This is a genomic window from Cyanobacteriota bacterium (genome assembly GCA_027618255.1).
GTDB lineage: Bacteria > Cyanobacteriota > Vampirovibrionia > LMEP-6097 > LMEP-6097 > JABHOV01.
Genome location: JAQCFG010000057.1, coordinates 1 through 14,011 on the forward strand (window position 1 = coordinate 1; position 14,011 = coordinate 14,011).

Below are 14,011 nucleotides of genomic sequence, written 5' to 3' on the forward strand. Positions count from 1 at the left end.
ACATATGTATCGAGATGCTCAAATGATTCGACTTTTCGTTGTTGATATTGCACAGTAGCAACTCGCACAACTTTTTTGGGTATTGAAACAGATTGACCTGTCACCAATTCAGCTTGATACTTAGGATTATGCCAAATCATATGTACTGCATAACCATGTGAGTCATTATCTCTTGGCAAATAATTATCAATGATCCCCAATATTTCAAAACCATTGCGGATTTGAAAAGAGATAGTTGAGTCTCTTGTCTTTTTTTCTACTACCGATTGAAGATAGTTCTCAGGAGTCTTAAACTTTTTGATCTTCTTGCCAAGGTCAGCCATTCTTGCACCAAAGACAATACCCTTGAGCTTCAGTTTTTCGCATAATCTTTGTCTCTCACTGTAGAGTCTTTGACCGATACGTTGCCCTCTAAACTCTGGATCAACACAAACCTCCATGCCATAAAGCACATCTCCCTTGGGATTATGCCTAGAAGCATAACCATTGCCAGTTATTTCTTTCCAGCTATGCTTTTTAAGAATCTCTTTTTCATCAATAATAAAAGTAGAACAGAAACCTATTACGCGTCCCTCGTATTCAGCAAGGAACTGCCCTTGTCCAAAATTATTAATCTGTGCAAGCAACATCACAGCAGTATAAGCTTGCACATCAGGATAAACCAATTTGCAAATACGGATCAAGTCAGGTATATCAGTTCAACTGAATTTCAAATTATGATTTTAGGCTTAGATTGAGGACTAATTGTCATATGAGTATTCTAACAACAAATGGCGTATTTAAGGACACGCTCAAAACTTCGTTTTTAGCGTGTCCTTAATGTACTTGCTTAGCAGCAAGATACACCCCTGCAATTCTCTGAAAATCGCAATCACCAATTGGCTTCACCATGACAAATTGTTCCAATTTATTTTCAAAATCATCCAAAATAGACTGAGCCCAACCGCTACCAGTCTCTTGAACGAAGTCTTCAAGTGCAACTCGTAAAAAATCTCCATGCTCACTAACAAGATTCGCAATCTCAATACCATCATAATTTATTCTCTTGTCAAACTTGCCATCAATGTCATAGACAAGTGCAATGCCGCCGGTCATTCCAGCAGCAAAATTGATTCCTGTTTCACCAAGTACTACAACTAAGCCACCAGTCATATACTCACAGCAATGATCACCAACTCCTTCTAGAATTGCAATCGCACCAGAATTTCTAATAGCAAACCTCTCTCCTGCTTGCCCGCTCAAATAGAGCTTGCCGCCGGTAGCGCCATAAAGACAACCATTGCCTGCAATTGGAGTATCTTGCGAAGCATAACAATGCCCCTTCGGTGGGTGGATCACTATCTTGCCACCAGCCATACCTTTGCCAACGTAATCATTGGCATCTCCTTCAAGATACAAATTAAGCCCGTTAAGATTCCAAACGCCAAAACTCTGTCCAGCTGAACCATTGAACCTAAAACTGATCTCAGACTTAGTGAGTCCCTGATTACCATATCTTCTTGCAATCTCACCTGAGATCAATGCAGCAATAGAACGATCTGTATTTTGTATTGAATATTCTAGTTCTAAAGAAGTTTCATTCTCAATCGCTTCCTTGGCGTCACAAAGCATTCTATTTGCAAGTATTGCTTTGTCAAAAGGATCATTTTTATCCTGCATGCAGTAACGAGGTTTATCTATCAAGTCATCAACTACTTGGGTAAATATTCCAAGAGAGAGATTTTTTTGTTTCTCTGTTATTCCAGGAAGAAGTTCAAGAAACTCAGTTTTACCAATAATCTCCTCAATAGACTTGACTCCAAGCGCTGCTAGTATCTCTCTAACTTCCATTGCCACAAATCGAAGGTAAGCCTCGGCGTGATCAGGTGCTCCTTTATAATACTTCTCTCTGAGACTCGGATCTTGAGTTGCAATCCCAGTAGGGCAAGTGTTCAAGTGGCAAATCCTCAAAAAACGACAGCCTAAAGAAACCAAAACTGCTGTACCAAATCCATAAAGCTCAGCACCTAGGATAGCTGCCTTGACTACATCCAAGCCTACTTTAAAACCACCATCTACTTGCAAGCGTACTTTATCTCTTAGATTATTCTTTCTAAGAACCAAATTAGTTTCAGCTAAACCAAGCTCCCAAGGTATACCAGCATAACGAATTGAAGAAACTGGGCTTGCCCCAGTACCGCCATCATGTCCGGCAATCGTAATAGAATCAGCATAAGTCTTTGCAACACCCGTTGCAACCGTCCCGACACCAGCCCCGGCAACTAGCTTGACTGAAACAAGTGCATCAGGATTTATTTGTTTCAGATCAAAAATCAATTGTGCCAAATCTTCAATTGAATAAATATCATGGTGTGGTGGTGGCGAAATCAACGTGGTGCCAGGTTTGGTATAGCGCAGCTTGGCAATCATTTCATTTACCTTGAAACCAGGTAACTGACCGCCCTCGCCGGGCTTGGCTCCTTGAGAGATCTTGATCTGCAACTCATCAGCGTTAACTAGATATTCAGGTGTGACACCAAAGCGCCCAGAAGCTACTTGTTTAATACGAGAATTTTTCTCAGTATTGAATCGAGCCGAGTCCTCACCACCCTCTCCAGAATTGGATTTACCTCCAAGGCGATTCATAGCAATAGCAATAGCCTCATGAGCTTCAGGTGAAATTGCTCCAAGTGACATCGCTGCAGATGAGAAGCGCTTGGTGATTGCTTCTACTGGTTCAACTAAATCAAGAGGGATTGGCTTAGCTGAGTATTTTAATTTGAATAGATCTCGAAGAGCAGTGATTGGTTTTTGAGCAAGTAGGCTAGTAAATTCTTTGTATTTTTCATAGTCATTAGAGCTTGCTGCTAAGCGCAAAGCATTAATCACATCAGGATTAAAAATATGATATTCAGTCTTCGGTCTGAATTTAATGAGTCCACCATTCTCCATATCTTTAGTAGGGTCCCAAGCAGCTTGACTAAGTGACCGAGCATCTTTTTCTAAATCATCAAAACCGGCTCCCTGAATGCGGCTGATAGTGCCAGGAAAACAAAGATCAATAACTTCTTCATGAATCCCTATCGCCTCAAAAAGCTGCGCTCCTCTATAACTATTGATAGTTGAAATTCCCATCTTAGAAAGAATTTTCATTAAGCCCTTATTGAGCCCATCACGGTAAGTTTCCATTAAGGCAACAGTGTCATCGGTCTTGATCTCATTTCGTTGAGCCATAAAATAAAGCTCTTGATAAGCAAGGTAAGGATAGATGACGGTAGCACCAAAACCAACAAGGGCAGCACAATGATGAGCATCTCTTACTGTCCCTGTTTCAACACATAAGTTAGCATCACTGCGTAAGCCTTCTTTGAAAAGTCTTGCGTTAATAGCACCAACAGCAAGCAAAGCATGAATAGGAACGCGATTGCGCTTGATACGTCTATCTGTGATAAAGAGCATAACCTTGCCGTTTCTGACAGCGGTCTCAGCCTTGTCGCAAATCTTGACAATTGCATCTTTCAGATTACTTGATTCATGATAGGTGATGTCAATGGTTTCGTAGCTAAAATGCGGATCATCGGGTTGTAACAATAATTTAAAAGTAGATCTTGAAATCACCGGAGAACGAACTTCAATCTTGTAAGCATTTTCAGAACTATCAACAAAGGGATTGGCTTCCTTGCCAAGACAAGTAGAAAGTGACATCACCCGTTTTTCACGAATTGGATCAATCGCCGGATTAGTTACCTGAGCAAATTGCTGCCTAAAATATTCATAAAGCGGACGTACTTTCTCTGAAAGCACCGCAAGTGGAGTATCGTCTCCCATTGAGCTAGTCGCCTCTGCTCCGTCCTGGGCAAGTGGTTTGAGGATTTGGGTTCTTTCTTCTTTGGTTAATTGAAATTGTTTTTCATAGATCTTAAGCTCATGCTCAAATATCGGATCGCAGCCGGGTATCTCTTCAATAAAGTCAGGTCTATATTGCTTAGAAAAACTAGAGACCCAGGTTTTATATTCATTATTTTTAGTAAGATGCTTATTGATTTCTGCTTGTCTCAAAATTGTGCCTTGTTTAAAGTCAATTGCTAGTATTGAACCAGGCTTGATGCGACCTTTCTCTATAACATCAGCATCATTATAGTCATAGACCCCAATCTCAGAAGCCACTGTAATAGTTCTATCTTTAGTAATCACATAACGAGCCGGTCTCAAACCATTCTTGTCAAGCGCACAAACCGCATAATCACCATCAGTGAGTACCAAGGCAGCTGGTCCATCCCATGGGTCCATAAATGAAGCATAAAACTCATAGAAAGATCTCAAATCCGGTTCCATCAACTCATCATTTTGCCAAGCTGGTGGAATCAAAATAGTAATTGCTTTGATGATATCCATACCAATCATCAAGAGCCCCTCAAGCATATTGTCAAGGCTTAGTGAGTCAGAGCCAGTTTTGCAAACCAAAGGTAGCAACTCATGAAAATTGGGTATCAAAGGAGTTTGATACTTGGACTCCCTTGAATAAGACCAATTACGATTGCCTTTAATCGTATTGATTTCACCATTGTGCGCTAGGTACCTAAAAGGCTGAGCGAGCTTCCACATCGGAAAAGTATTAGTAGAAAATCTCTGGTGATACAGACAAAGTGATGTCTTAAAACGTGGATCTGCCAAATCCAAAAAGAACTTGTTCAAATTGTGAGGCATTAATAAGCCTTTATATGAGAGGGTTTTACAAGAACAACTGGCGATATAGAAATCGGGTTGCCTCTCACCTAAACCAATTCTTGTTTTTCTTCTTGCTATATATAGTTTGCGATCAAACTCTTTTTCGTCTATTTGTAAGTTAGCTTCATTGGGCTTAACGAAGACTTGCATAAAACAAGGAATGGATTCCAATGCTTCTTTACCACAATAACTCTCATCAACTGGTACTAATCTCTCCCACAATACTTCAAGTCCAACTGTCCTCAGCTCTTTGCGTAGCCAAGAAAGGGCACTTGAGGCAATTGCTTGATCACGATTGACGAATACTGAAATTACAGCATACTTCTCTGGCAACTCAATATTATTTTCTAAAGCAATTTCTTTGAAAAACCCTTTGGGCATTTTTACCAAAATTCCGCAACCGTCCCCAGTGATGCCATCTGGTGCAACAGCTCCGCGGTGAGTTAGCCTAGCTAGTGAAGTGATGGCAGTTTCAAGTAAATTATGCGATGGTTTATCATCGATATTGGCAATTAAACCAAAACCACAGTTGTCTCTTTCAAATTCAGGGTGGTAAAGAGAGGGCATTTTCAATAGACTTCCTGCGTAAGTCATTATTATCTCCATTAGCGGAACACATGCTCTGCATGGTTCCGTACTTTTTTGTGTCAACATCACTAGCAAAACTTCGTTTTGCAGGATGTCTAATCAATATTAGCATTTTCACTATCGGTTTCAACTGGAGACACTCTAATTACCGAAACTCTACTAAAATTAGTATGGTGTTAACAACTTTAAAATTACTCATACCAGTATTTATACCTTCTTGGCAATTTTTTAATAAGATCGCACCATCTCCGCGCATTGAATTTAGTTTAATGGCGACAGTAGAAGAGCAATCTTGCCAGTGGCAAGAATTTTGTCTTAGACCCAAACAGTTATCAATAACAAGTATCCTCAAAAGCATCTTTTATAATCCACGCTGGAATGAATCTCTCTTTATTACTACTTGTGCTGAACGATTAATAACAAATCCAACTGAGCAAGCTAGCCAAGAAATAATACAACGCATCAAATCTGATCTAGAACAAAGACAAGTTGACTTGAGCAAGACTCCGTATTTGCAATTCCGATTAGTTTTTGTAAGCAGGCAGGGCAGTGAATTGCAAGAAGACATACTTTATATTTCAGAGATACAAAAGCTCGAGGAACCTAATCATGAGCCTAGTTGAAGCAATTCGTTTAACAGAAATATTTTTGGCTCTTGCTTTGCTCCAACAAAGTCTTGAGCACTTGCGTGCTACGCAAGACGAGCGAAAACTATTCATCCCTAGAATAATTCTAAGTATTTTACTCTTGGCTGGTTTATGGACATCATGGATTTCGATACTACTATTGATTCACTCAATAATAATCCTCAAACACTTTGATGGTCCTTACAATGGTGGTAGCGATCGCATGAGCTTGCTTATATTGTCCTGCCTTGGCTTAATTCATCTTATGCCATCATCACAGTTACAAGGATATATTTTTGGATATCTAGCCTTGCAACTCATCCTGTCATATTTCATTGCAGGCTTTTGCAAAATTGTTAATAGAGAGTGGTGGAGCGGGCAAGCTTTGCAAGATCTCTTTCACTTTTCTGCCTACCCTGCTAGCGAAGCCTTGAGATCATGGGCTGATCATCCTAAAATCTTATTCTTGGCATCTTGGATTAGTATCCTGTTTGAGCTGCTATTTCCTTTGACCTTATTGAACCAAGATCTATTGATTATAGGATTATTAGCTGCAATGGTTTTTCATTTAGCGAATGCGTATCTGTTTGGACTTAATAGATTTGTTTGGGCTTGGCTTGCTGCCTATCCCTCTCTGCTCTGGTTACAAACACAGTTGGCCAATTAACAAGGGGATCATACGCCATATTGCCTCCTTATTGTAACAACTCTGTCTAGTTTACTGGAGTGGGTCCACCTCAACTAGCTACCATTACCTTAGACAGACTAAACTAAATTATTCAAATTTAGTATGCTGCATCAATTCATCGAAGTTAGGAAATAAATATTGATCAAACGTTAGTCCCAGCTACTACGGAGATTTCAACGATGCTTGTAGCAAGACCGTGTCATCAATGCCAAAGCATGACCCCTCGTGGGGCAGCTCAACTCGCCTCCACAGTGTTTAATCTTAGCTATGCGATGCCGCATGGAGCCACTCTAAAGGCTCCGCTTCGTTGATATCACACACATTGTCCCGGCCCCCGCCCGCAATAATCGTTCTCGGTGGCGCAGTAAAATCTTGGGCTGGCATCTCGATAGAATGATGGAGGCGGAGTAGAAGAGGTTATCCACTTGACTCTTTAATTTATCCTTGTTTTTTAAGTTCTGGCAACAACAGTTTACTAATAACCTAGTTAACACCTATGAGATGCGGCCCCGTTATCAAGATGCGGCCCCGTTATCACAGCATCTTGTAATCAACCAAATCTTAAAATCTACCTTGGATGAGGACATTCACTAGGTGGACATGGAACAGCACCTGGGCTAGTATCAGGATCGCTTTCTCTTCTTGTCGGAGCTGGAATAGTTCTTGCTGGTGGTGTTTCAGGCTTTGGCTGAGCTGGCGCTGGTGTCTTTGTTGGTACAGGTGGTGCTTCTGGTGCTGGACTATTCACAGGCATTGAAATTAATCGAGAAGGAATTCTTCCTTGATTCGTTATTGAATCTGGATTTGATTTATTACTTTTTACTTGTCTTAAATCTACATCCGGTCTTTGTTTAGTTCTCTGAATGATGTCCATGCTAGTACTTATTTCACTACTCATAATATCAATATAATAGCACAATCTGTTACTGATTTAAACCCTCTTCGTAGAATCTAAAATCATATTCTAGCCCTGCAAATTGATTAAAAGCTTGTCTCCACAGTGCTCTATCAGAGGCTCTTGGTTTATCAGAATGTAGTTGATATGTTTTTCCGTCAATTGTTAATTGCATAGTTGCAAGATCAAGTTCAAAACCTTGAATTGGCTCAGAGGACCACTTGTAAGTATCATAGACCACGAGTTTTGGAAAAACATTAGCGCCTCTTTGCAAAGCAGCTTCTCTTAAAGCATATGCTTGATCAAACATCATGTCGTTGTCAGAACTCGCTTCAAAATCATCAGACTGAGAGAAGGTTCGAGTTGTGCCTGCGGCAGTAGCCATGTTTTGCGTATCAAAATTACCCAAATAACCATGTTTGTATGCTGACAAAAATAACTTAAATGAATTCAGATTATCAAATAATGATTTTGCAACGCCGTAGACTTGTTTATGCTGGTTCTGAAAAGGCTTCATCGAGCGCTCCGTAGTATCATCCCAATTACGCCCACGAATTTCTAATCTAAACCATTTATGTTTATGTCCATCTAAGTCGCGCCAAGTATTATTCATGCTAGCTTCCCAGCCATGATAGGGCTTATGATTCGGTTCCCAAGCATTGCATAAGCCAGCTATATTAGATGACCAACCTAAATTAACAATGCTTGCCTTTATTGCATGAGCTTCCTCTCTTAGGCTCTCTATATCTAAAGGAATTGCATTAATGTCTGTTGGTATTTGAGGAGGTGTTTCAGTATCATAAACAGAAAAAAGACTTGGCTTGATTTTCTCTAAAAGTATTCGTGAAGGCACTAAGTAAGCAATATCATATCCGTTGTTATGAAAGTGGTCATTATAAATAACTAAGGCGTACGGGATCATATTACCTTTTTTATCTGGTAATTCATACTTATTTTTTATGTTAGTGACAACTATCATTCCTCGCAAAAATGCAAACTGAGTAGAATCTATATCATCAGCAACTGAAGCTAAAAATGGATAATGATTTAAAAAATCTTGATAGGCTTGATCTCCATCTAGCTTCCTTTCTAGATCTGGAATCCGCAAGAAGTCATCATTAAGTCCAGTAATAACATAACCCTTTCCTGGAAAGGCATTACCGTCCTTACAGCGTGGAGCTTGTACTTCATGGCAAGAGATATCTCTACCAAATCTTGCCAGAATAGAATTTTTCCAGCCCTTAGCATCATTTGCTAAAGCTCCAAAACCATAATGACCATTAAAGCTCGCCCTTAAAATACTTTGGCTTTCTTTAGTCGCTTTCGTATGTTCTGGAGTGCCACTTCGAAATGGCAGATCACCATTATGAAAAATTGAACTAAAGTAATCCCAATGTGGTACCTGTCCTGTGTTAGAGATATTGTGCATTAAAATATCATGAGAAGTAATTAGCCCCAATTGGTGACCAAGTTTTTGTGCATCAGAACCCATTGCTCTTATTGCACTAAGATATTTAGCTTGTATTAGATTTGAAGGGACGTAAGAAGCATGTGCTGATTTTAAAAATCTCTTAAGTAAGACTTCAACCGTGCTACTACGAAAGTTATCCGAGTCGATCAGAGCATGACAACAATTAATCATCGGTAATAATAAGCGTGGATTTGGTTGTGCTGAGTTGAGTAGTAAAATATCTACATTTGATATTAATTTTTGTGCTACCTCACGATTAGTCTCAACCGCCTTATTCACTAAGTCTTTATAACTACGTCTTAGCTCGGCGGCAAAGTCGCCAGTATAAGCAATTAATTTGGCAAGTCCTGTCATTGATTGACCTAAACCTGACCGATACAAAGAATCCACGGTATCAAGATCTTCTTGACCAAAGTCATCTCTCGCTCCTCTCGCAAAGAGGTTATTGAGTTCGCGTAAAGGCAAGGCTCTCTCTTTTGTCAACTGAACTAATTCATTATATTTTGCCACCACGTTCTCTCTAAGCTCTTGTGGATATATCTCTAACTTAATATCAAATTGCAAAAAAGAAGGAATTAGAGGCAGTAAAAATCTAGTGAGATAATTAGACTGTGTTCCAAAGTTGGCTGCAGTGTAGTTAATTTGATCTTCTAATTCAGCTTGAACATCTTCGTCAAGCTCTAAATGAGAGAGTTCTTCTAAAAAAGATTGCAGACCAAGTGGCGAATTTAATCTTTGTTCATTAGAGCTACTTAAGCAAACTGCCGCAAGCGTATCATCGTACAGTCTTTTGATTGCAGGTATTGGTTTAATACTAGCTATCTCACTAGCGGCTCTTACGCATTCTGTTAGCTTTGCTTCGTCTCGACTTTGCTGACGAATTATAAAACTTAGATCATTAGTAACTTTGGTCAATAATTGATCAGATAAATTTTGAATCCTTGATAAAGGGACTATTACGGTCTCAACCAATTGTGCACGGGCATATTTTAATGAAGAAAACTGATCCTGATTTAAGCGAGATAAAGTCTGAAACACAGTCACACCTCGATCATCGACTTTAGCCTTGGCTAAAGATTCATATACAGATAAAGTTTCATCTTGAGGATAAACTCTATCAGGATTAGGGCAAAGATCGTCAACACAAGCTCTAATTAATTTATCACTAGGTTTGTGAAGTAAAAATCCTTGTAATTGTTCTATTCTTGGTAATTGTCCTTCAGGAATACTTTCTTGAGCTGCATGAACAAAGCGTCCATAAAAAGTATCCAGTGTATTAGTTGTATGTGCCAAATCTTCTGCAACCTTGCGTTGTTTGTTTAAAAACCAACTTAAAGGACCACTAGCTGAACCAGATCTTGAATCGGTAGGATCTTCGGCTGGTGCTTGATAAATTCGTGGTGTAGTAATAAACATTCTTTCGATAGACAAGATTTTATCACGAGTCAATTATATGACTTAATTTCAGTGGTTTTTACCCAGTTTTGAGAACAAAGGGCCGCTTTATTGTCTAAAAAAATGGGTACTTGACACGTCTCATAGGTATTAACTTAGGCTAAAATCCAGACTAATGGGGCCGCGTCTCCACAGTTCACTTTTCTAGATAAATAGATAAAAAATGGTGGAGGCGGAGTAGAAGAGGTTATCCACTTGACTCTTTAATTTATCCTTGTTTTTTAAGTTCTGGCAACAACAGTTTACTAATAACCTTAGGAGCTTTCTGTATACAAAGCAAATAAGAGATCACGCTTCTGTCTGGAGAATTAATCCCTTGCTCCCACTTCCTTACAGTCTCCAAGCCAAAACCAAAAGTATCAGCAAAAACTTTTTGAGTCATATTCAGCTTCTGTCTAACTTTTTTGACATCGATCCCAGACCGCACAGTCTTGACCGTCGCAGGTCTTTTGAGAGCATCTTCTATAGACTCAATTAATTCTGTTCCTAGTGATTTCTTTTTCATAGATCCTCCATAATTTGTTCAACCAGTTCCGGTAAAATTTTTCTTAGTGTATTTTTCTCTGCCTCTGAGATATTTTCAATTTCAGACTTAGAAAAAGCCCCAAGCATAATTACTAAAATATTATTGGAGTAGTGATAAAGAATTCTTAGGCTTCCACTTTTGCCTTTGTTAGACTTCTTTGGACTCCAACGTAACTTCCTAACACCTCCTGTTGATCTGATTATTGGTCCAGCAGTTGGATTTTCGGAGAGATAGTCATACAGCTCATCCAAATCCTCAGTAGTTAAAAGCTTCTTTGTATCTTTTACGAACTTTGCCGTAACTTTAACTACTACTTTTGCCATTGATGACTAGTATATCATACCATGGGTATAATATACCACTCCATGGTTAAGAATACGTTAACTGAGTACAGAAGGAAAATTTTTAAATCGTGGTCTTGTCAGCAAAAGTAAAAACCCAGCTATAGAGCCGGGTTTTTAGTGTAAGAAATGGTGGAGGCGGAGTTACAATGGTTTCCCACCGTATGTCCTAGACAATTAAACAATAATTGGAACTAGCTATCTTTTTCTTCAAATTTACTTTGATGAAAAGGGTGTATAGGATTCATAATCAAATGGTTCATTCGCTCTATTGAACTGCTACTTGCAAAGTTCCGCAAAGGAGGAATCTGATCGACACTATGTACCTTTTTCATACCTACTGGTATCACATCTTGATTTGCAGGGTTATAAAAAGCCTCTCTTGCTCTGGCTTCTGAAGCTGATTCTACGAGTCTCTCTGAGAGTATCTCTGGTACTTCATTCATAAGTGTATCAAACGGTAATTCATCACGCTTACTTATTGCTCGATTTTGCCTAAGCTTACCAAGACGCTCTATATATCTTTGCTTTCTTTGTGGATCATCCATACTTTTAACTTTATCAATAACCCTTGCTTGTCTTCTAGAAGAAGCATGTTTGGGATTTTGATAAATAGTTACTCCGTCTTCCATTCCTTGTTGAGAAAATGGAGCAGCAACAGCGTTAGAACGTGGTGGTTGATACTTTTCAAAAGTATTTCTGTCATGTAATTCTAAAATCCTTGATCCCGGAGAAGCGTATACTGAATTAGTATTATCCGAAGACGGTATAGTCACTAATTCTTGTATCCCTCGTGCATTATCATTGGCTCTAAAGGCTTGGCTTACTTGTTTTTTATGTTTTGGATCTTCGTATAATTCAATACCAGCTAATCGGTTTTGGTATTTCTGCCTACGGTCAGGCTCCATATTCAATAGCCTATTCCTAACCCTTATTGCTCTTCGATTAGGGATTTGGCTTTTTCTTAAAACCTGTATTGTATCGTCATCACCTCTCTCAGTCTCATATCCTATATGATGAATGCCTATACCTCGACTAGCTAGCTCACGCAAGCGTGCCTGCTCTTGCTGACTGGTTATACTATCACTCCTGAATTGAATCTCTCTCATGCTTTTATCTTATCAGGCAGAGCGCGCCCTGTCAAGATATTTACTGATTCTTTTTCTTTGGGTAACTAGGCACTTTCCAACTTCGAGCTTATTTTCTGAAGATAGTGGGAAACACTTAATGGTGGTCTAGTTTCTAAAACCAAAAAACCTAGCAATAGAGCCAGGTTTAAAGTGTAAAAAATGGTGGAGGCGGAGTTACAATGGTTTCCCACCTTATGACATATTAGTCTTTTTGTTTGAAGAAAAGAAACGAAAAATATCCAGCTGTCGCAAGATCAAGAATTAACCACATAGATTTTGGAAAATGAATTGGAGATACAGGGTTGAAAATAATGGCAATTATAATTAATACAATTGTTTCAGATGTGGGTTTTGGTTCGCGTGAGCTCATAAAAAGAGTGATTACAGTTATACATACCAACCACCTAAGTAATTGATATAGTATTCCGCAAAATTAATGCAACTTAGGTCTGGCCAAAATCAAAGAATTGTGCATTTAATAGTAAATGTATACCTTAAATAACGGCGGTAGCTTAGCAAAATTAATTAAGAAGGAGAAGAACCCAATAACGTTAAGGCGTTTGACAGCTCTTTCGATGATTCATAACGAAGTTGATATTGATCAGATATTAAAAACTTGTAACGTATCTCGAGCTACATTAATCAGTCGCTGGTTAAAGAAATGGAATAAATCTGGATACGATAGCATTGTAAACAAAAAACGGTCTGGCAGGAAGCCAAAATTTACTGCTAAACAAAAGCAATTTCTTAAAGACTATGTTCTTGGCAAGGATGAAAAAGTTGTTTGTAGGGAACTAGTGGAATTGGTTCAGGGTAAATGGGGAATGAACTGCGATACCGAAACTATTAGGCGGGCTTTAATCAGCATGAAAATTTCTTGGCAAAAACCTAATAAACAGAATTACAAATCTTGTCCAAATGCAAAGAAAGTTTTTAAAAAAGCTACTTGGAAGCGTTGAAACCTTCTTTCCTGAATTGAAAGTGATGTACATGGATGAAAGTTTTTTCAAGACATCCGCTTCACTAACTCATACTTGGGGCGATAGAGAGCAAAGAAAGGTAGTCAACGTCACTAGCAACCAAGGGTCATTAACAGTCATAGGAGCTATTGATCCCAAGGTTGGTGATCATGATGAATGGATTTATGATGTAGCTGATAGTAGAACAGTAAATAGTTTTTTATGGCAATTGTCAGCTAGGTATCCAGATATTGAAATATTACTCGTTATGGACAATGCTAGCTTTCATAAAAGTCAAGGATCAGAACAATACCCAATACCTAAAAACATAAACATATTGTTTCAACCACCATACTCACCAGATCTTAACTATCAAGAAATCGTTTGGAAGATTAGCAAGGAATCTTACTTTAAAAATAGGCTCTGTAAGAGTTTTGAAGAATTAGGGCAGACAGTTGAAGAAATCTTTAGAAACCTCAAGGATCATAAGTTCATATTTAATGTACATTAATTTTGCGGAATACTATACCTTTTGCCAATCACTACTTGTTATTTTATTCCACGAAAGTAGTTTCTCTAAATTAACTTCTTCATTTTCACTTGCTGTTGCTTTGATTACAGCACT

General features: G+C 38.8%; 11 protein-coding genes. 4 read left to right on the forward strand and 7 right to left on the reverse strand.

What is annotated here, in order from left to right; genetic code table 11:
• Together O3C63_07895 and gltB are read right to left on the reverse strand one after the other, a co-directional pair.
• A partial coding sequence (locus O3C63_07895) for a GNAT family N-acetyltransferase (GenBank protein ID MDA0772849.1) occupies positions 1-683 on the reverse strand: 683 nt, incomplete at its 3' end.
• A gap of 133 nt (positions 684-816) precedes the next feature.
• Positions 817-5,301: a glutamate synthase large subunit gene (gene gltB / locus O3C63_07900; GenBank protein ID MDA0772850.1), complete on the reverse strand. Its 4,485-nt coding sequence runs from the start codon at positions 5,299-5,301 to the stop codon at positions 817-819.
• 164 nt (positions 5,302-5,465) lie between these two features.
• On the opposite strand from gltB, the gene O3C63_07905 reads away from it, so the two are divergent.
• Positions 5,466-5,918, forward strand: a complete 453-nt coding sequence (locus O3C63_07905; GenBank protein MDA0772851.1) for a hypothetical protein — start codon at positions 5,466-5,468, stop codon at positions 5,916-5,918.
• The gene (locus tag O3C63_07910) at positions 5,905-6,588 is read left to right on the forward strand and encodes an HTTM domain-containing protein (GenBank protein MDA0772852.1); all 684 of its coding nucleotides are present in this window, start codon (positions 5,905-5,907) and stop codon (positions 6,586-6,588) included. The genes O3C63_07905 and O3C63_07910 overlap by 14 nt, the downstream gene beginning before the upstream one ends.
• A gap of 589 nt (positions 6,589-7,177) precedes the next feature.
• On the opposite strand, the gene O3C63_07915 is transcribed toward O3C63_07910, so the two are convergent.
• The 5 genes from O3C63_07915 to O3C63_07935 all read right to left on the reverse strand — a co-directional run bounded on the left by O3C63_07915 (position 7,178) and on the right by O3C63_07935 (position 12,406).
• The gene (locus tag O3C63_07915) at positions 7,178-7,507 is read right to left on the reverse strand and encodes a hypothetical protein (protein MDA0772853.1); all 330 of its coding nucleotides are present in this window, start codon (positions 7,505-7,507) and stop codon (positions 7,178-7,180) included.
• Between the two features lie 25 nt (positions 7,508-7,532).
• Entirely contained in the window at positions 7,533-10,424 is a 2,892-nt protein-coding gene (locus O3C63_07920; GenBank protein MDA0772854.1) for a hypothetical protein, read from the reverse strand.
• Between the two features lie 214 nt (positions 10,425-10,638).
• Complete coding sequence (locus tag O3C63_07925) at positions 10,639-10,935, reverse strand: type II toxin-antitoxin system MqsA family antitoxin (protein MDA0772855.1); 297 nt, start codon at positions 10,933-10,935, stop codon at positions 10,639-10,641.
• A complete protein-coding gene (locus tag O3C63_07930; GenBank protein MDA0772856.1) occupies positions 10,932-11,279 on the reverse strand; it encodes an addiction module toxin RelE in 348 nt (115 codons plus the stop codon). The genes O3C63_07925 and O3C63_07930 overlap by 4 nt, the downstream gene beginning before the upstream one ends.
• Positions 11,280-11,491: 212 nt before the next feature.
• Positions 11,492-12,406 (reverse strand): hypothetical protein, encoded by a 915-nt coding sequence (locus O3C63_07935; GenBank protein MDA0772857.1) that lies wholly within the window; start codon positions 12,404-12,406, stop codon positions 11,492-11,494.
• 506 nt (positions 12,407-12,912) lie between these two features.
• Between O3C63_07935 and O3C63_07940 the strand changes: the two genes are divergently transcribed.
• On the forward strand, positions 12,913-13,386 hold the full coding sequence (locus O3C63_07940) for a helix-turn-helix domain-containing protein (protein MDA0772858.1): 474 nt from the start codon (positions 12,913-12,915) through the stop codon (positions 13,384-13,386).
• Complete coding sequence (locus tag O3C63_07945) at positions 13,346-13,897, forward strand: IS630 family transposase (GenBank protein ID MDA0772859.1); 552 nt, start codon at positions 13,346-13,348, stop codon at positions 13,895-13,897. The genes O3C63_07940 and O3C63_07945 overlap by 41 nt, the downstream gene beginning before the upstream one ends.
• The last annotated feature ends 114 nt before the right edge of the window (positions 13,898-14,011 follow it).